The organism is Chitinophaga sp. H8, assembly GCF_040567655.1.
Taxonomy (GTDB): domain Bacteria; phylum Bacteroidota; class Bacteroidia; order Chitinophagales; family Chitinophagaceae; genus Chitinophaga; species Chitinophaga defluvii.
Window position 1 is genome coordinate 461,579 of the sequence record NZ_JBEXAC010000003.1, and the last position, 19,014, is coordinate 480,592.

General features: G+C 47.0%; 13 protein-coding genes. 8 read left to right on the forward strand and 5 right to left on the reverse strand.

Translation table 11 applies throughout. From position 1 onward, the window contains the following. The first annotated feature begins 7 nt into the window (after nt 1-7). The 3 genes from ABR189_RS28695 (at nt 8) to ABR189_RS28705 (ending at nt 6,869) form a co-directional block, all read left to right on the forward strand. Entirely contained in the window at nt 8-2,068 is a 2,061-nt protein-coding gene (locus ABR189_RS28695) for a glycoside hydrolase family 2 protein (RefSeq protein WP_354663964.1), read from the forward strand. A gap of 41 nt (nt 2,069-2,109) precedes the next feature. Next, nucleotides 2,110-5,709 carry a T9SS type A sorting domain-containing protein gene (locus ABR189_RS28700; protein ID WP_354663965.1) on the forward strand — a complete coding sequence of 1,200 codons (3,600 nt, stop codon included), beginning with the start codon at nt 2,110-2,112 and terminating at the stop codon, nt 5,707-5,709. Nucleotides 5,710-5,933: 224 nt separating this feature from the next. Next, nucleotides 5,934-6,869 (forward strand): M20/M25/M40 family metallo-hydrolase, encoded by a 936-nt coding sequence (locus ABR189_RS28705; RefSeq protein WP_354663966.1) that lies wholly within the window; start codon nt 5,934-5,936, stop codon nt 6,867-6,869. A gap of 295 nt (nt 6,870-7,164) precedes the next feature. On the opposite strand, the gene ABR189_RS28710 is transcribed toward ABR189_RS28705, so the two are convergent. Together ABR189_RS28710 and porW are read right to left on the reverse strand one after the other, a co-directional pair. Beyond that, the gene (locus ABR189_RS28710) at nt 7,165-9,546 is read right to left on the reverse strand and encodes a penicillin-binding protein 1A (protein WP_354663967.1); all 2,382 of its coding nucleotides are present in this window, start codon (nt 9,544-9,546) and stop codon (nt 7,165-7,167) included. A gap of 238 nt (nt 9,547-9,784) precedes the next feature. Next, a complete protein-coding gene (porW, locus tag ABR189_RS28715; RefSeq protein WP_354663968.1) occupies nt 9,785-12,748 on the reverse strand; it encodes a type IX secretion system periplasmic lipoprotein PorW/SprE in 2,964 nt (987 codons plus the stop codon). Nucleotides 12,749-12,937: 189 nt separating this feature from the next. On the opposite strand from porW, the gene ABR189_RS28720 reads away from it, so the two are divergent. The 5 genes from ABR189_RS28720 (at nt 12,938) to ABR189_RS28740 (ending at nt 15,105) form a co-directional block, all read left to right on the forward strand. Next, the gene (locus ABR189_RS28720; protein WP_354663969.1) at nt 12,938-13,342 is read left to right on the forward strand and encodes a hypothetical protein; all 405 of its coding nucleotides are present in this window, start codon (nt 12,938-12,940) and stop codon (nt 13,340-13,342) included. A gap of 129 nt (nt 13,343-13,471) precedes the next feature. Continuing rightward, the gene (locus ABR189_RS28725; protein ID WP_354663970.1) at nt 13,472-13,903 is read left to right on the forward strand and encodes a bactofilin family protein; all 432 of its coding nucleotides are present in this window, start codon (nt 13,472-13,474) and stop codon (nt 13,901-13,903) included. Continuing rightward, nucleotides 13,863-14,096 carry an AtpZ/AtpI family protein gene (locus tag ABR189_RS28730; RefSeq protein WP_354663971.1) on the forward strand — a complete coding sequence of 78 codons (234 nt, stop codon included), beginning with the start codon at nt 13,863-13,865 and terminating at the stop codon, nt 14,094-14,096. The genes ABR189_RS28725 and ABR189_RS28730 overlap by 41 nt, the downstream gene beginning before the upstream one ends. A gap of 56 nt (nt 14,097-14,152) precedes the next feature. Then, nucleotides 14,153-14,479 (forward strand): hypothetical protein, encoded by a 327-nt coding sequence (locus ABR189_RS28735; RefSeq protein ID WP_354663972.1) that lies wholly within the window; start codon nt 14,153-14,155, stop codon nt 14,477-14,479. A gap of 5 nt (nt 14,480-14,484) precedes the next feature. Next, nucleotides 14,485-15,105, forward strand: coding sequence for a SprT-like domain-containing protein (locus ABR189_RS28740; protein WP_354663973.1), 621 nt, complete (start codon nt 14,485-14,487; stop codon nt 15,103-15,105). Between the two features lie 25 nt (nt 15,106-15,130). On the opposite strand, the gene ABR189_RS28745 is transcribed toward ABR189_RS28740, so the two are convergent. The 3 genes from ABR189_RS28745 to ABR189_RS28755 all read right to left on the reverse strand — a co-directional run bounded on the left by ABR189_RS28745 (nt 15,131) and on the right by ABR189_RS28755 (nt 19,014). Further along, complete coding sequence (locus ABR189_RS28745; RefSeq protein ID WP_354663974.1) at nt 15,131-15,733, reverse strand: RNA polymerase sigma factor; 603 nt, start codon at nt 15,731-15,733, stop codon at nt 15,131-15,133. A 143-nt stretch (nt 15,734-15,876) separates the two neighbouring features. Continuing rightward, nucleotides 15,877-17,286, reverse strand: coding sequence for a TlpA family protein disulfide reductase (locus tag ABR189_RS28750; protein ID WP_354663975.1), 1,410 nt, complete (start codon nt 17,284-17,286; stop codon nt 15,877-15,879). An 84-nt stretch (nt 17,287-17,370) separates the two neighbouring features. Next, a complete protein-coding gene (locus tag ABR189_RS28755; RefSeq protein WP_354663976.1) occupies nt 17,371-19,014 on the reverse strand; it encodes a RagB/SusD family nutrient uptake outer membrane protein in 1,644 nt (547 codons plus the stop codon).

Below are 19,014 nucleotides of genomic sequence, written 5' to 3' on the forward strand. Positions count from 1 at the left end.
GAACGATATGAAACTTAAACTGACACTTATAGTCTGGCTGCTGGGCAGCTGGAACGGCATTGCTTTTTCCCAGCCACGGCAGGTATTCAACGCTTCAGCACTGGAATGGAAACTCTGGGGATACCGGCCGGAAGGATGGAGGAACGATTTTGATTTCCACCATTTAAACGGCCCGAAAGCACAGGAGCGGAATATGCCGGTAACTGTACCGGGGTCTGTAAACAAAGCCTTACTGGATGCAGGTATCATTGATGACTGGAACATCGGCGGCAATTGTTTTGACGCGGAATGGCTGGAGCACAGGAGTTGGCTGTTTGTAACGCGTATACCAGATAACTGGTTGCGCAAGGGGGAACAGATATTATTGCATTTTAAAGGCCTGGATGATAATGGTACCGTACTGGTGAACGGGAAGACGGCGGGCACCTTCAACAACGCATTTATTCCCTATACTTTTGATATTACGCCATTGCTCAAAGAAAGCGGCAACACACTGGCTGTAGCGTTTAACATGCCCCCGGCTTACCTGGGACAAGTAGGCTGGACTTCGCGCATCCGCGATTGGAAACCGCGGTTCTATTATGGCTGGGATTGGATACCGCGCACCGTGCAGATAGGTATCTGGGATGATGTGCTGCTGGAAACAAAAGCACTGCAATGCCCTGAAATTACTGAATTGCAGGTAACAGCACAGGCAGACGAAGATAAGGAAAGTGGCAGCCTGCAACTGGCAGCCACCGGGAACATGGCGTCCAGGAAAGGTACTGTACTGGTAACATTAAAAGACCACGATGGGCGGATGGTGTTGCAGGAGAAAATAGCCGCAGCAGTATTTGAAAGAGGTAAACAATATACCGGGCTGGAAATAAAACGATGGTGGCCGAATGGCTGCGGTGAGCAGCCTTTGTATGATCTCACCTGCACCTGGTTGGATGAAGCAGGGAATGAGCAAGAACGTATCACCAGGAAGATTGGGTTTAAACATATCCGCTGGTTGCCCGCCAAAGGCGCACCGGTAGTTGCAGATCCATGGATATGCAGCGTGAATGGGACACCTGTTTTTCTGCAGGGAATTAACTGGACGCCTATACGTCCAAACTTCGCTGATCTGCGGGAGAAGGATTACCGGCGTTTGCTGGAAACATACCGTTCGCTGGGCATAAACATGATCCGGATATGGGGCGGCGGCTTCGCGGAAAAAGACTGGCTGTATGATTGCTGTGATGAATTGGGATTGATGATACAACAGGATTTTCCGCTTTCCTCCAGCGGGCTGGATAACTATCCGCCGGAATCTCCGGAGCTGGTGCAGCAGATGGCGGAGACGGTAAGGCATTACGTGAGCCGGAACCGGCATCGTGCATCTATGTTGCTATGGTGTGGCGGCAATGAGCTATACGAATATGGCGATAACGCTGTTGTAAGCACCCGTCATAAAATGATCGGAATGATGGCTGCGATGGTAGCCGCACTGGATCCCATTACCCGCTTTGTGCCCGGTTCCCCTTCTGGCATCAATATCTGGGGCGGACGGAACAACTTCGGTAAGGGCGTGAACTGGGATACGCATGGTCCATGGACTTTACCTTTTTCGCCCACAGACAGTACGATGAAGGCGGTGCGGGAGTACTGGGAGGCGGATGACGCGCTGATGCATTCGGAAGTGGGCGTTCCCGGGGCAATGAGTGCTGCTATGATATATAAGTATCGCGGTAAGTATGATGTGTTCCCGGCATCTGCCGCAAATCCGTATTGGAATGAATTTAACTGGTGGCTGGATGATTTTGCACAGTTTGAAAAGAATGCGCATGCTGCTAAAAAGAATAACGACAAGGCTGCTTTCGGGCGTTTTGTGGCATGGAGCCAGCAAAGGCAGGCGGAAGGACTTGTGATTGCATTAAAAGCGTGTAAAGACAAGTTTCCCGCTACAGGTGGGTTCATCCTCTGGATGGGACATGACGCGTATCCCGCCCCGGTGAATACTTCTATTATTGATTTTGAAGGCAACCTGAAACCGGCGGCGCATGCCTTGCAAAAAATCTGGCAGACCCCAGCATATAATAAATAACAGCGATACTAATAAATAACAATGTGCTAAAATTCCACGTTATGAAACGCTTATTATGTTTCCTGCTCTCAATGCCTGCACTTGTAATGTCGCAGGCGCCGACGAGCCTTAGCCTGAAAGAAACCGGCTATAATCAGAAAAGGGATATCAGCATTCCGGGCTCCCGCATGGTGATCAATCCTTTTAATTTTAAACTGGACCCAAAGGTGGTACCAGCAGCCTATTCCAACGATGCGGCGCTGCCGCTGAATGTAGGATATCTGCATACGCAGTTCACCAACCGCGATGTGGAAAACCTCATGGGCATCTATCATGTGAAGAATGAAAGCGGGTCCGGCGAGGTAACGGGGTGGACGGCCAACCTGGCGTCTGCCGCAGACTGGGAAGCAGAGCCGCAGGCAACTGCTACGGCGATGGCGGCAGGGATGCAGCTCTCCGTTGCCAGCAATGCATCCCCCAGCTGGAAGTACATGCGTACCCGCCTGCAGACCAACATCGATGAAAATGCAGTCTTAAAGGTGAGCATCAGCGGAGTGACCGGTATGTGGTCACTCAAACTAAGATCATACGATGGCCTGGAGGAAAAAGTGCTCAAACCGGATAACTCCGCTTCCGGCAGCTTCGAGTTTAACCTGCAGCAACTCACCGGCTGGAGCGGGTTTAAGGATTTTTATATACAATGCTTCAGCATCGGTGCTCCTTCTTCCGTAGTAGTCAGCGATCTGCGCGTGGTATACAAAAGCAACCCTGTAAATGTATCGTGGACGGGCAATATGCAGGATCAGACAAAGTGGTATAACCCTGATAACGGCAACGGTGCTTCCTGGTCCTTTTCTCCTGCAGGGCTTACCTTTAATGTAAGTGCCAGCTATCATTATGTGAGAACTGCTACGCAGGTAACTGCAAATATAACTGAAACGCCTACACTTAAAATTGAAATACCTGCATCTACCGGCCTGTGGTCAGTAAAAGTAGATGACGGCAGTGGCGACATCGTGCTACGTCCCGATGCAGCAGGCAACGGCGTGTTTTACCTCAATGTGCAGGGAGCTACTGGCTGGAGCGGTGTGAAATCATTCCATATCAAGGTGTACAGCATCAGTTACGGAGCGCCTGCCTCGGTAACAATAAAGGATATGCGCCTTACCAACAACCTGTCTGTATTAACGCTCTGGTCGGGTATGGGAAGCGGAACCAGCGGCTGGATAAAGAACAATTCGCTGAGCACTGTTCAATCAGTTAGTGCAGGCCTTCGCTTTGCGATAGCTACTGCAAATACCACGGTATCCTTCCGGACTGCTTCGGCTATCACGGTGGATGTTGATAAGAACCCGCTGTTATTGCTGAATGTACCTGAATGCGCTGGCCCCTGGGCATTGAAGATAAACGATGGCAGCAGCGAAATCGCCCTGCAGTATGACACCAGGAATGCAGGCAGCTATGCATTTGATCTCCGGGCCATCACTGGCTGGTCAGGCACCAAAACCTTTCACCTGGTGCTTTATGTGATCCCGTATGCAGCACATCCTTCATCAGTAACAGTGGGGGATATACGTATTGAAAGAATGTCCGGCATCCCCGTCACAAACAAGGCGCTGTCATATACCACCGCCTGGACACCGCATGATCTGCCATTTTCTGCGGTGTATGCAGACAGCGCTACACTGACCGGCTACGACTACTTTTATGACAAGCAGGCACTGGTGCGAAACCTGCAATTCGGCAATGTAACTGCTGCAAACGGCAAGTTTATACTAACAGGCAGTTATGCCGGCAATATTTCTTTTACCAATAATATATTGCGTGTAGTGAAGGAGTATTATTCCTATGGCCTTACTTCCCCGGTTTTCAGCGGTAAAACAGTAAAATATTACGCCACCCAGGCCGCCATGCAAACGGGTAGTAACAGCCTGGCAGTACCGCCATCCTGCGGCTTCTGGGCGATCGAAATAGATGCAAACAGCCTGCCGGGTAAGCAGATGAGTATAGCCACCGCATTTACGGCCAACAGCGATACGGCTGCGTTACCCGGATTACTGGCCACCCCGTTGACAGGTACTAACGCGATCACGGGACATACCAGCCGCCAGGCTTTCTGGGACAATTTTTTTACTACGGTACCGCATCCTTCCCGGTTCGATATCCAGCAAGTGGACCCACGCGGTGTTACGCCACAGCAGGTAAAAGATGCCTATTACAAAGCTTTTGCACTCACTGCCAGCAATGTGCTGGATGCGGAGCCAGGTGTATTCAACTACCCGCAGGTGGTGACGGGCAAAGGTTCCCTCTGGGACGAAGGCGCGCCGGTAGCACCCTTTTCTGCTACCTGGGATAGCTACACCGCCATCCAGCAATATGCCTATGTTGATCCCGGAGTGGCCTGGAATGCCTTTAAGGGCCTGATGTCGCTCACTGATGCACAGGGTGTGATAGCGGGAGAGAGTTTGCCTTCCAGGAAAGCACAAACCGCCTGGATTTTGTTCCAGCTCACCGGCGATACTGCTTCGCTGACCTCGGTATATGAGCCTATGAAAAGGTATTTTAACTGGAGATTAAAATATCCCTACTGGGTGTACAACACCGTGCCGGATACCACAAAAAAAGATGCAGAATTTGTGTTCTCTGCGCTTGTAGACCTTGCCTATATGCGCGATATCAGCAAGATCGTATACAATGCAGATACCGCTGCCGCCTGGGAACAAAAACGGGTACAGTTCTATGAAACCAGTAAGCCCTGGTTCTGGCAAACACCTGGGGCTAAGCCCGTGCAGTACTACGACACGCAAACGGGCGCCAGGGGCGCAGGCAATACGCTATGGGTTACTACCGGCTTGTATGTAGACCTGCTGTCGGGCAGTTATCTCACCGGCATGAACAACCTGTTTCACGACAACTTCAGCAGTGGCTATAATTTTTACCTGCATGGTGTGGCAAAATATCCTGATCTCAGTTACACCATTTACGGTCTTGTAGCCAGAGGGCGCAAGGATTCGGCGGAGATCATGGTGGATGCTGCTATCTGCCAGGCAGTATTGGCTAATACTTTCTCGGAGGCGTACAGCAGTCATGGTGCCTCGTATCCCGAAGGAGTACGGCCATCATTGTTCGGCGCCAGCCAGGTCATAGATTTTGTATGGCTGAAGAACGGTTTCTCGTATGACAAGGGATTCCCACATGTAGTGAGCCTTTTTGGTGGAAACCGCGGTATCAGCAACCTGAAACTGGGCGGACGAACCCTGGAAATCTCTGCCAGTGGTAACAACTTCTCCTTCTCTGGTACCTTCCTGAAAGAACCCACCACGCTTACGCTGGACACTACGCTGATTGAACCGGTACCTCTGGAAATGCCGGCTTTGAAGCAGCAAAAATCAAAGGGCCGAAAATCGTTTGTTACCGGCCTGCGGTTGTTTCCCAATCCCATAAAGGATTACCTGAATATTGCTTTTGCCATGCCGAAGGCTGGCAATGTACTGTTGCGCATTCACGACCAGTTGGGGCGCCAGGTAGGCTATAAGGTAGAACAGTTGCCGGAGGGAAAGCACCAGCTCACCTTTGATATGCGAAAATGCGTTCCCGGTGTGTATATCTGCAGCCTGTATTCGCGTTACGGAAAGGAGACGCTGAAATGTGTAAAACAGTGAAAGCTACTTCAGCAGGAAGAGCATCAACCTGTTGAAGCGGAAAATAAAGTAACCGTGTAAAATCGCTTAAACAGCTACCTGACTTCACCAGGTACCCGGATAAAACGAGGATGTATCATGCTTTTGATACATCCTCGTTTTATTTTCACCTTTGGAGAATACCTTTGCGTATAAATTACTGCATTCCGTAGTGGAATATTAAAACGGAAATTATTAATTGACAGATGATGATAAAAAAGGGTTTGTTTTTACTGCTGTGTATAAGCAGTGGTTATCTGGCTGCCGCTGCACAGGATTATATGCCTGATGCGGGCAGAATACAAGGTTATGTGAACTATCTGGCAGCAGATAAGTTAAAGGGTAGGGGCACGGCGGAAAAGGGCAGTATAAAGGCCAGCCGTTACATTGCCCGGCAATTTAGAAACCTCGGTCTGAAACCGGGTAATGGCAACAGTTATTTTCAGGACTTTACCTTTGATAAGAACTCCCATAAGCAGGTACCCAGCCGTAATGTACTGGGCTACCTGGATAATGGTGCGGCACGTACCATCATTATTGGCGCACATTATGACCATCTGGGTACTGCCAGGCTATTTGACGGTAAATATCCCCTGGGCGAAATCCACAACGGGGCGGATGATAATGCTTCCGGAGTGGCAGGTCTTCTGGAATTAGCCAGGTATTATGTGAAAAATGGTGTAAAAGAACCCTTTAACTTCCTTTTTATCTCTTTTGGGGGTGAGGAACTGGGCCTGAAAGGTTCTGCTTATTATACTGCACATCCTGTTTTCCCGCTGGACAAAGTCCATTTTATGCTTAATATGGATATGATAGGGCGTTATAATCCGGAAAGAGGGATCGGCATAGGTGGTTTTGGCAGTGCGGCAGAATGGCCGGCCGTGTTTAAGGATGTGCAACAGGAAGGAATCCGCTATTTTACAGATGCCGCAGGAAAAGGCGCTTCTGATCATCATAACTTCTATATAAATGGCGTGCCGGTAATATTCTTCCATACCGGGGGGCATGATGATTACCATAAACCTACGGATGATGCTCCCAAACTGAAAGCGAAGGAAGAAGCAGCTATCCTCCAGCTGGGCATTCAGCTGATCGATAAAGCCATGACTTATCCCACATTGAAATATACCGGGGAAAAGTAAAGCGGTTAAGAATAACCAATGGCTCATCAACAGGTGAGTAAGAGAAGTCCTATAGATGTTCCACTCCTTCTTTAGGGTGGAACAACAGTGGGACATCAGTGGAACAATAGTGGGACAACAGTGGAACATCTATAAGGAAACGTAGGCTCATGGCTGATGTAACCTGGGAATAACATAGCAGATCCGGCAGGGATAGGCAAAAGCAGGAATAATGGTATATAATAATACAAAAAAGGGCCGCCCACCAGGCAGCCCTTTTATATAAAGTACCAGGGGAAGTATCCCTGTAATGAACTTAGTTGGTATCCCTTTTAGGGTATTGCGCTTTTGGTGTTTGTCCCGGCTTGGGCGTCTCTTTTTCCTTACCCTGCTCTTTCTCTTTTTCCTTTTCTTTAGCAGCAGGGGCTGGCTGGGTTTCTTCCCCATACTGACCCACATCCAGGTAATCATCCGCAGCACCATTGCCCTGATCTTCAGCTTCCGCTCCCGGTTGTACATTGGAATCATAGTTCAGGTAAATATCGCTCTGCATATTGGCGGGCACCGCAAATTGGCTGTTGTTGTCTACCTTGAGTGTTTTATCAGCATATACTTTTTGCATAAAGTAGGCCCAGATAGGCAGGCCGGTATTGGCACCCTGACCAATGGCAGTAGAGCTGAAACGCAGGAAGTTGTTTTCACATCCTACCCAGGCACCTGCCAGCAATTGTGGGGTATAGCCTATAAACCAGCCATCGGTATTATCATTGGTGGTACCGGTTTTACCTGCTACTTCCCCCTGGATATTGTAGCGGGAACGTAAACGCTGGCCGGTTCCTCCGGGGCCTACCACACCTTCCATCATTTTGACCATCGTATAGGCCTCTTTTTCACTGATCACTTCCCTTTTTACCGGGGCAAAGGTTTCCAGGATATTGCCGTTCCGGTCCTCTATGCGGGTAATGTAAATAGGTTTGGTATTGATGCCCCTGCCAGGGAACATGGTATACGCCTGCAGCATTTCATACAGCGAGATTTCCGGGGTACCCAGTGCAATAGAAGGGTACGGGGGGATATCACTGGTGAAACCTATTTTGTTTTTGGCAAAGTCGGCAAATGCTTTGGCACCGAGATTTTTGATCAGGTAAGCAGATACCAGGTTGAGGGACCGGGCCAATGCACCGGCCATGGTAATAGAACCACCTACGCTACCTTCGGAGTTGCGGGTAAGGGTCCACTTATCGATCGTGATCGGTTCATTGGGCAACATGGTATTAGGCGACATCCCATTCATCAGCGCAAAGCAATAAAGGAATGGTTTAAAGGTAGAACCTACCTGCCGTCGTGTTTTGGCTACGTGGTCGTTTTTAAAATAACGGAAGTCCGGACCGCCCACCCAGGCTTTTACTTCTCCGCTTTCCGGGTCCATCGCCATAAAACCGGATTGGAGGATGGCACGCATATACTTGATAGAGTCAATGGGTGTCATCACGGTATCCAGCTCATTCAGCTCAGGTTCTGTATTGCTTTTCCATGCAAAAACCTTCATTTTGGCGGGGGTATTGAAGGCCTTTTTGATCTCTTCGTCAGAGGCATCTTCCTCTTTCATTGCCTTGTAACGGTCAGATTCTTTCATATACCTGTCGAGGTATTGCTGCCAGTTTTTCCACACGCTACCGGTTTTTACATTATTCTGGGAAGCAAATACTTTTTGCAGGTCTTTCAGGTGTTTGGCCACCGCTTCCTCTGCATAGATCTGCATACGTGGATTGATGGTGGTATAGATCTTCAGGCCATCGCGGTAGAGATTATACTCGGTGCCATCTGCTTTTTTATGGTTTTTGCACCAGGATTTCAGCTCATCACGCAATACTTCCCGGAAATAAGGGGCCAGCCCTTTGTTATGGTCTATTTTATTATACCGTAATACGATAGGCTTGCTTTTGGCAGTGTTGGCTTCGGCGGTGGTAATATATTTATTACGCTCCATCTGGTCTATTACGGTATTTCTACGGGCAATAGCCAGTTGCGGGTTACGGCGGGGATTATACATGGTATTACCCTTGAGCATCCCTACCAGGATGGCCGCTTCTTCCAGGGATAAATGGCCGGCATCTTTCCCGAAAAAGGTACGGGCACCGTTTTCAATGCCATATACGTTATCACCAAAAGCTACTGTATTGAGGTACAGGGTAATGATCTCCTGTTTGGTAAAGTTGCGTTCCAGTTTTACGGCAATGATCCACTCTTCCAGTTTCTGGAATACCCTTTTCACAAAATTACTGGCCCTTTGCTGGCCGGTATTATCCGTACGCAGGTTCAGTGCCAGCTGTTGGGTAATGGTACTGGAACCCCGTTTTTTACCGATCAGAAAGTAAAAGGGGATGGCCATTGTACTCCGGGCATCTATACCGGAATGGCTGTAAAACCTTTCATCTTCCGTAGCAATGAGTGCATTGATCACATTTTTGGAGATCTGATTATAGTCACTGCTGGAACGGTCTACCTGGTAATATTTTCCCAGAATGGTGCCATCATCTGCAATGACTTCTGCAGCCAGTGCTGCCCGTGGATTTTCCAGTTCTTCCATGGAAGGCATATTACCGATCACACGGAAGTTAATGAGTAACATGATCAGGATAAAAAAGGCTAAAATACCAAATGCCAAACGCCACAATATTTTCACCGATTTTTTCATGCGTATAATTAATTTGTTTTTTGATTGGCTAACTGCCTGATTATGAGCATTCTGCTCCTCTTTCTGCACAAGTTGGCGTATCGAAATTTTTTTATTTCCCTACAACAGCAATTTACGGGCCTTAATTCGCAGTATGGCCAATTGATTTTATATTAAAATAAAATTAAGTGTAACAGCGGCAACAAAACTATGAATTAATACGTAAATGTGCACATGTACACATTTACGTATTAACGAATTATTCTACTATATAATTATCATTAAAGAATTTCTCGTACCCGGTGAGGTCTTTCGTACTGTTTAATAAAATGAAGTTGTCGCGAGAGATCACGAACATGGTATAGTCCGATGGCCTTATTTTAGGAATGATATGGGTAGGCGCCAGTTCCCGCACTTCGTCGAAATAGTCAAGTGCTTTGTCTTCATTCGGGAACAGGCGGAAGATGAGCATGATTTCTCCTGGTGACAATACAAAGGTGCCTACTTCTATTTTTTCATTTGGATGTTTGTTGGCATTGTAACGGGTAAATTGTTCCAGTCCTTCATCCATCAGTGCTTTGGCCACTCTTTTGAAGGAGAGGACTACAAAGTGCGGATTGGCAGCATTGAGCTTATAAGGTGTAACCGGTTTCACAGGCACGGGCGGTGCAACCGGAGGTGGTGCGTTGGTAACTACCTGTGCTGTATCTGTAGCAGCAGGGGCGGTTTTCACGGAGTCGGCCAGTTGTGGTTTAGGCCGCTGCCAGGGGTATACCATGGTCACGTTTTCATCCAGGTGCGACTGGCTGGTATCTCTGGCCTGGAGTTGCAGGCTGGACAGGTAACTTACCAGGGAATCTTTCCGGTTCAGTGCTTCTAGTAAGGTCTGGGCCTGGGTGCGGATCGCCGCATCCCCCTGGTATTTCATGATCACCTGTTGTATGGCCGCTTTGCCCTGATTGGCAGTATCCGTTTTGATGAGAATCATGGCTTCCAGCAGGTCAAATCTGGGCTGCAGGAAGTTGAGGCCATAGGTGGAATCTGCCTGGCGTTTTAGTGCCAGGGCACCCGCATAATCACCTGCATGGAATGCGTTGTAGGCCGCATTATAGTCGGCTGTAATAGCTTTTTTCTTGTCAGCATCCACATCCTTAAGGGCGCCAAACTGAATAATATTGGCAAAATTGGAGCCGGGGTACTGGGTCATCACCATTTGCTTATACTCATTCGCCTTGGCCGTATGTTTCAGTTTGTTATGCCATACATAGAGAGAGTACAGCACTTCTGCTTTACGCGGATGGTCCGGGAATTTCAGCAGGAGGCTGTCATATGTTTCTATGGCCAGTTCATAATGGTCCAGTTTGTCAAAGTATAGTTTACCGAGGTCATACCAGGCATCCATTTCTTTGGTACGGGAAGCCGCCAGTTTATCCGGTGTGAGTGGCAGCTGGCTGGCCAGCAGTTCTACTGTGATACTATCCGGTGGTACAGTTTCCGGAGTAGGTGCCTGTGCACCGTCGACGGTCAGTTCCGGTTCCAGGCTATTATTGGGCAGTGGTACAGCACCATTCTGGCTGCGTCTCCAGTTATCTGCCAGTGGGCGGTTGCCCCAGCGCCGTTTAAATTCAGCATAGCCGGAGGCTTTGCTTTCCGGATTGTAAAAATACCAGTCGCCTTTATCATCTTTGGGCGCAAAAGCAGTACCTGCAGTAGGATTATCAAAAGGATTGGCCGCCCGCATGGTATTTTCTATCTGCTTATCGGTCGCTTTTTTCTTGTATGCTGCTACCATTTGGTCCAGGAGGGCTGCACGTGCTGCTTCAGGCATTGCTGCAATGCGCTGCAGGCTGTCTTCCCGGTGAATGATGGCGGCTTTCTCTGCCACTTCGGACAGCACATTTTTACGGACATTGACCACTGCCGAATCGGCAAATTCTGTTCCCATCACCGTAGCGGCACTGTCATAGTAATTTTTGGCTTCAGAATATTTCCGCTGTTTGTAGTATATATCTGCCAATGCCTTAAAAGACAGGGTGCGTTGTACTACCGTACTGTTTTCTTCCTGTAATGATTTTTGGAGATAACCGATAGCCGCTGCCGGATCTTTTGGTGTGGAGAGGTCGGCAATGGTATAATAGATCACATCCCGGAACCGGATAAATTTATCTTTTTTCAGCATGCGCTGTAGTGCGGCAATGCTTTGTTCTGCCGAACCACCTGCTGCAATGGTATTGAGATGGGAAATCTGCAGGCGGGCCTGGAAGTCCATCATAGGGTCCGGTTTCAGGCTGATCACTTCCCGGAACATTTGTATAGCTGAATCGGGCTTGTGCTGCTGGGAGTATAGTTGTCCTGCTATAAAAGCCATCCTGGCTTTAGCTGTTTTATCCCTGCTTTTTTCAATAGCTATCTGCAGCGGGGCATTCACTTCACTGAACCGTCCGCGTTTATAGCGGCTGTAAGCTATTACTTCCGCCAGTTCGCCTTCCAGGCGGGCAGGAAAGTTAGGATCTGTTTCCAGGATGTTGAGCAGGGCCTGTACTTCATCATATTCTTTTTGTTCCAGCAATGTCCGGGCTCTCCAGAGGAAGGCATCATTCCGCACATATTTATGCTTGAAGCGTCCGAAGAAACCACTTCGTTTTTCCCGGGAAGCGATGGAAAGCTGGTCGTGCTGGCTGGAGCCTATGACTGCTTTGGACTCATCTTTTTTTCTGGGAGCGTAGGTGGTATTAATGTATTGGAATGTTTTATTGGCATTTTCATAATCTCCCTGGTAAAAGTAAGCCCTGCCCATCAGCAGGAAACAGTCGTCTATCCATTTACCACGCGGGTCATGCAGTTGGATCGCAATAGATGACTTTTCAACAATAGAATCCAGCTCGCTTTTATTGATACCCAGGTTTTGCAGATTAAAGGGGTAGAAGGGCAGCAGATAAGCATAGTTATCCTGTCCCTGCTGGCCTACATCTTTCACCAGGGCATCCAGTTTGGTTTTGGCATTAAAGTAATAATTATACCGGGTGGCCATGTTCTGGAACAGGCGCCGCTTCAGCGTCAATTTCTTGGAGGCCATCACTTCTGAAGGAGGACGGCGGTCTTCCTGTTTTGGAGCTTTGGTTTTAACAGTTTTGTTTTGGGCAAGTGCCGCAGGCAGACCAATACTTAACAATAAAAAACTTAGCGCAATAGTATGTATATAAAATGATCTGTAGCGATTCATGAATGCCAGGGTGTATAGGCTATATATTAAACTACAATTATGAAAAAATATTTTAAAGATAGGACAATTTTATTTTATAGATAAGCGTATCCTTCCAAAGGTATCTGCAAACAAATTAACCAATAAACTAATAATTCATTAACTTTCGGACCTGAAATCTGACTAAAATATTTTAAGTGCTAAGGGAATATGACCAAGAAGGTTGAAAATAACAGAGGGAAGAACCTGGAAAAGCTCAATCATAAGTACCGCCTGGTAATTATGAATGACGACACCTATGAGGAGGTGACCGCCTTCAAGCTTTCCAGGATGAGTGTATATATTGCCCTGAGTACCCTTTTTGTTTTGCTGGTAGCTATTACGGTGGCCACGGTGGTATTTACCCCGTTACGGTACTATATACCAGGATATGGTGACCTGAAACAGCGAAAAGAATTTATCCGTTTAAAAATGCGTACGGACTCCCTGGAAACCGCTATCAATGCACGTGATCAGTACCTGCATAACATCAAACAGGTGATCAACGGGGAATTTACCGGTAAAGTAGATACTACCTTGCTCAAGGTACCTAAAGTAGACAACAGCACTTATTAAACCAATGCAGATGATTGGTTGTCAGGCATCCTGATACATAACTGGTTATTTATAATCGTCCTTTATACATATTGATTATTTTTATTATCTTACAGCCTTAATTGAAAAACCTGAAAACCTTAAAGACCTATGTTTAGTAACAATCGTAACTCAAAAAATGACAGCAAATCTATTATGCCTACCTCTACCGTTAACATTATCGGGAGTGGCACGAGTATCCAGGGGGATATTGTATGTGAAGGGGATATACGCATAGACGGGCAGGTAAATGGACTGGTGTCCACAAAAGCAAAAATTGTTGTAGGCCCGGAGGGGGAAATTACCGGCGACCTGGTATGTCAGAGTGCTGATATATTGGGCAAGGTAACAGGTATCATTAAAGTAGATGAATTATTATTCCTGAAAGCCAATGCGCTGGTGAAAGGAGATGTATACACGGCACATTTTGAGATGGAGCCTACAGCAAAGTTCAATGGCCGTTGTTACATGGAGCCAGGAGATATGGCAGATAGCGTAAAACATGGAAAGTCCCAACTCAAAGAAGCCGCCGAAGAAGCCTGATAATAATAATTTATTATTCCGCTATATAGGGTTGGCTTTTCAGATGATGGCCACGCTGGGCGTGGCGGTATTTGCCGGTTATAAACTTGACCAGTGGATGGGGATGCCGTTTCCGTTATTCCTGATCATTTTTTCTTTACTGGCATTAGCGCTACTTTTGTGGCAAATTATAAAAGACACCCGCAGGCAATGAGTGACAGATTTTTTATTAGATTATTTGCAGTTTTTGGTATTTTAAACGGAATCCTGATGTTGCTCAAGCCCCGCTTGCTGGAAATCGGTGCACATGTAAATGTGCTGCTGGTAGGTAATGTGTTGTTGGCCTTGATCACTTTGTTTTCTTATCTGCTATGCCGCAAAGGACTAGCCACTGCTAATAACCACGCCTTTGTGCGGATGGTATATGCTTCTACACTGAGTAAGATGATGTTATGCCTGGTGGGAATTACTGCTTATGTATTGATAAACCGGCCTGATGTAAGCAAGGCCAGCATATTTATATTGATGTTTCTTTATCTGGTGTATACCGTGTTTGAAACATTGCAGCTATTCCGGCTTACGAAGAAAAAAACATGAGTTGAGTGAAACAGGAGGCGCCTTTACATGCACTAGCCCGCTACTTACCTGAAGGCACCTTTGAACCGGTAATGGCTTATATCTCGCATTTTAAAGTGCATCTGACCATTACCCGCGAAAGGCAGAGTATTTTGGGTGATTACCGGCATCCCGACAGGAGCGGGAAGGGGCATCGTATCAGCATTAACGGCTCTCTGAATAAATACGCTTTTTTGTTAACCCTGCTCCATGAAATAGCCCACCTGGTTACTTTTATCAAGTATGAGAATAAAGTACCTTCCCACGGTAAAGAATGGAAACACGAGTTTGCATTGATTCAGCAACAATTTATCGGTAAAAATCTATTGCCTCCAGATGTGGAGCTTGCGGTACGCCAGAGTATGATGAACCCCGCAGCCAGCTCCTGTGCCGATGAAGATCTGATGCGGGTATTGAGAAATTACGACCGCCGGAAAGAGAATCATTATCTGGTAGAGCAGCTACCGCTGCATCAGCTGTTTAAAACCCGTGATGGCCGTGTCTTTAAAAAAGGGGAGAAGATCCGCAAGCGTTATCGTTGTGAAGAAGTAGCTTCCCGCCGTATTTACCTGTTCAGCCCTGTATACGAAGTAGAACTGGCCAGTTGAGCCGGCTGTGTGTAAGGATACCATTTCAGGCATGTTTGGCAGGGCCGCAGAAAAGCAGTAGCCAGAGGGAGAGTAGACCCATATGTTCACGAAGACGGTCCAGTGCGCGGTAAGTAAGTTTATACACACCACCTACCTGCATTTGCAGCAGGTCTGCTATCTCCTCATAAGTAAGGTCTTCATAGAATTTCAGGTAAATCACCTCCCGCTGCCTGTTGGTGAGGGTAGACAGTATGTTATCCACCTGCTTTTTCAGCTCCAGCAAATGCTCATGCCGCAGTAATAATTGTTCCTGGGAAAGTTCGAACCGGAAAAAAAGATCATTGTCATTGCCGGGGAGCAGGAAAAAGCGGTCCTGCTTTTGCAGCTTGCGGGACAGGGTGCGGCGAAAAGCTTTAAAGAGATAGTGTTTTACCGAAGGGGTAGTACCTATGTTATCACGGTTTTTCCAGAGCTTCAGAAAAAGATCCTGAACAGCTTCTTCAATGACGCCGGTATCATGGGTAAACTTGCTGCCATAATTTGCCAGCTGGGAATAGTAAAGTTGATAGATACGCTCAAATGAGCGTTCATCCCCCTCCCTGTAGGAAGTCCACCATATTTCATCCTCCTGTTCCCTGACATCCATATCCCCACATCAATTATGCATACGCTAGTGATTATGCTCCCTGCTAAGATAGCATTTGGGCGGTCAATAATAAAATGAACTGCACGCCTGCCGGGAAAAAAGGACAAACGTGCAGTGCAGGCAACAAAAAAAGGATATGGAAACTAATTTTTCAATGCCTGGTTGAGTTGTACGACAGTGATTTCATCACTCGGGCGTGGTGCATCATTATTATACATCTTCCCTGCTTTATCAATGATCATATAACGCGGTACACCTGAGATGTTATACCGTTTAGTAAATGCTTTGCCATTTCCATCAGGTGAAATGACATGTACTCCTTCGATATTATCTTCTTCAATGGCTTGCTTCCATTTATCCTTATTATCATCCACACTTACGAAGAGGAATACCACATCTTTACCTTTGAATTTTTCGTGCAGGGCAGGAGCGTAATTTTTCATCTGGTAGCGGCATGGGCTGCACCAGCTGGCCCAGAAATCCAGGTAGATTACTTTGTTCCTGAAATCACTGAGCTGATATTCCTTACCATCTATACCCTGTAGTTTGAAGTCAGGTGCCGGTTTGCCATTGCGTAAGGTCAGGTAAGTCTGAAAGTTTTTATCAATGTATGCGCCATAGTATTTATTGTTGATCCGGCTTTTATAAGCCGTTACCAATGCTGCCATCTTTTGCTCATCTTTCTCCCGTAGTAATGCCATCCGAACAATATCGGCCAGTGCAAACTCCCGTACCGCACCATGGAACAGGGTATCTGCTATCAGCAATTGTTCCATGGGAGCAGGCCTGCCATTTTTGTTAGGATCAGGTGATGCTGCGTACTGGATTTTAAGATTGATCAGGCGCCAGTTTTCAAAACTACTCAGGTGAGTGGCTTCCAAAACAGGTATTTGTTGCATAAAGGAGAGATAATCCGCAGGCAGCTGTTTACCATCGTTTTTATGCCATTTTTTGTAACTGGATACAAAACCGGATTTCAGGGACGCTTGTAAGGCGAGCGTATTGATCTTCCTGTTTTCATAAAATGCTTTGCTGATCTTTCCTTTCTTACTGTTCCAGTAAGCCAGTTCTGCCTGCGTAGCACTGTCTATTACCGCAGCGCTGCTTTCGGGAGTACGGGTACTGTCCCTGTACAGGTTTACCTGAAAATCCGGGTCGGCCAGCAGATGGCTATGTGCAGCCATTGCTGTATTATTGGCAGCAGATGGATCTTTACTATTAAAACGTATGCGCGTCAGATCGTTTGCATTTGCCTCCACCTCAAGCAGCTGTCCTGGCTCCAGAAAGCAGTTTATTTTTCCTTGCTCTCCTAAATAAAGGGAAAACTGTACCGGCGCCGTATGTAATGCAAGCTCCAGTTTAAAACGTCCCTCCTTATCCAGGATGATCTGCCTGCCCATCTCCCCAAAAAAATAAGCGGGTGATTCGTTGGCAAAATTGATCGTGTCGGTAACACTGTTGCTGATCTTTCCCATGAGGGTAGCTTTTTGTTGTGTATACCCCACACTGTAAGCAGTGCAGGCCAGCAAGAGCGTTGTTATGAGCTGTTTCATCTATTAAGCGTTTAGCAGTTAGCAGTTAGCTTTTAGCACCTGCCTTGTTTTATTAAGTGGTATGTTTATAGTGCGTGCATGGGGTTATTCCCATCCCGGGTTTTGTTTAAAGTCGGGGATGACAGAACGATACTTATCAATTTCCGCTTGTGGGATAGGGAAGATATCCATCTTGGGCGTATACACACGGTTTTCTACTTTTACAGGAGCATATACCAACCCACCATTTACTTTTTTGATGGAGATGCCCTGGATCTGTTTCAATGTACTTTCTGCTAAATTCCAGCGTTTTACATCCCAGAAACGGTGTTGTTCAAAAGCGAGTTCCACTCTTCTCTCCTGCATATATTTGTTCCAGGTAAGTTGTCCGGCTGGAATAGGTGGCATACTTACGCTTTTGCGCGCACGCACCAGGTTCACATATTTACGGGCTTCTTCTTCCTGTCCCAGTTGCAGACAGGCTTCTGCATAGTTCAGTAATACTTCTGCATAGCGCATTTCTGCTGTAGGGGTATAAGTAAATATATCGCCCATGGAACGGTATCTTGGGAAATAACCTATATCCATAAACTTACGCAGGTAATACCCTGTTTTAGTAGCATTTTCAGGCTGGGTAGTTCTGTCTGCGCCTTCATCTGTCAGATCCATAATGTGTATACCACCTGAACCATCAGACCATTCGGCACCATTGTACAAAACGGATGCGTAAAAACGGGGATCCCTGTTAGCATAAGGTGCTGCAGCGTGAGCCGGGTTGCTCCAGTTAAAAGGCACTGCTGTTTTTACGCCTGCATTTTCTGTTACTACTTCATAGGCATCTACTGCTTCCTGCGTAGGAGCAGCACTTCCTCTGCCACCGGTAGTAGTGGGCTGCACATTATAGTCCAGCAGGCTGCCACCTTCTCCATCGCGGGAATACAATTTGTAAAAGATGTTTTCCTTGTTATTTTCCAGGAACAGGGTGGTATAGTCATCATGCAAAGAGTAGTAGTTGGCATCTATCAAAGCTTTTGCAGCATCAGCGGCCCGTTTCCACTTGGTTTTGTCGTTAGTGGAATTGTTCATCGGGCTGGCCGCATACAGCAGCACCCTTGCTTTGTATGCCATGGCAGCACCACTGGAAGGGCGTCCTGCAGTTACAACAGCAGGAAGGGGTAATAATGCAGTAGCTTTATCCAGGTCGCTCACAATGGAATCTGCACAGGCATCATAAGTACTTCTGTTTACATAGATCTCTTCCGTCAATTGCTGTGCATGACGGATTAAAGGGAGGCCCAGTCCTTTACCACCATATTGTTTGAGCAGTATATGATAATAGTAGGCACGCATGAAATAGGCTTCGCCCATCAGTCGGTTTTTTTCCCTGCCATCAGGCAGTTTATGTCCGTTATCCAGGAACATATTTGCAGAACGGATGGATCTGTAGCATACGTCCCAGTTATTGAGTATAGCTGTTTCGGGACCATAATTACCCTGTGTAATGGTATTGGCATTAGCGGTGGCAAAAGTGGTTTTAGCTTCATCAGAGGCCGCATTCAGCGTAAGCGGGTAGTTGAATACATCATTGGGTGTATTCTCATAAAGGGAGTTAATGAATGCTTCTGAAAGCGCCAGATCTGAAAACAGGTTGTCCTGAGAAAAGGAGGGTGGTTTCAGATCAAGAAAATCGCTTTTACAGGCACCGGCAGTGATACCGGTAATGATCGCTATATAAATGAGTTTTTTCAT

Excerpts from the sequence above, each read along its gene's own strand:
- ABR189_RS28710 (WP_354663967.1), bottom strand. The coding sequence starts at position 9,546 with ATGAAAAAATCGGTGAAAATATTGTGGCGTTTGGCATTTGGTATTTTA.
- ABR189_RS28735 (WP_354663972.1), top strand. The coding sequence starts at position 14,153 with ATGTTGCTCAAGCCCCGCTTGCTGGAAATCGGTGCACATGTAAATGTG.
- ABR189_RS28720 (WP_354663969.1), top strand. The coding sequence starts at position 12,938 with ATGACCAAGAAGGTTGAAAATAACAGAGGGAAGAACCTGGAAAAGCTC.
- porW (WP_354663968.1), bottom strand. The coding sequence starts at position 12,748 with ATGAATCGCTACAGATCATTTTATATACATACTATTGCGCTAAGTTTT.
- ABR189_RS28705 (WP_354663966.1), top strand. The coding sequence starts at position 5,934 with ATGATGATAAAAAAGGGTTTGTTTTTACTGCTGTGTATAAGCAGTGGT.
- ABR189_RS28755 (WP_354663976.1), bottom strand. The coding sequence starts at position 19,014 with ATGAAAAAACTCATTTATATAGCGATCATTACCGGTATCACTGCCGGT.
- ABR189_RS28725 (WP_354663970.1), top strand. The coding sequence starts at position 13,472 with ATGTTTAGTAACAATCGTAACTCAAAAAATGACAGCAAATCTATTATG.
- ABR189_RS28700 (WP_354663965.1), top strand. The coding sequence starts at position 2,110 with ATGAAACGCTTATTATGTTTCCTGCTCTCAATGCCTGCACTTGTAATG.
- ABR189_RS28745 (WP_354663974.1), bottom strand. The coding sequence starts at position 15,733 with ATGGATGTCAGGGAACAGGAGGATGAAATATGGTGGACTTCCTACAGG.
- ABR189_RS28750 (WP_354663975.1), bottom strand. The coding sequence starts at position 17,286 with ATGAAACAGCTCATAACAACGCTCTTGCTGGCCTGCACTGCTTACAGT.
- ABR189_RS28730 (WP_354663971.1), top strand. The coding sequence starts at position 13,863 with ATGGAAAGTCCCAACTCAAAGAAGCCGCCGAAGAAGCCTGATAATAAT.
- ABR189_RS28695 (WP_354663964.1), top strand. The coding sequence starts at position 8 with ATGAAACTTAAACTGACACTTATAGTCTGGCTGCTGGGCAGCTGGAAC.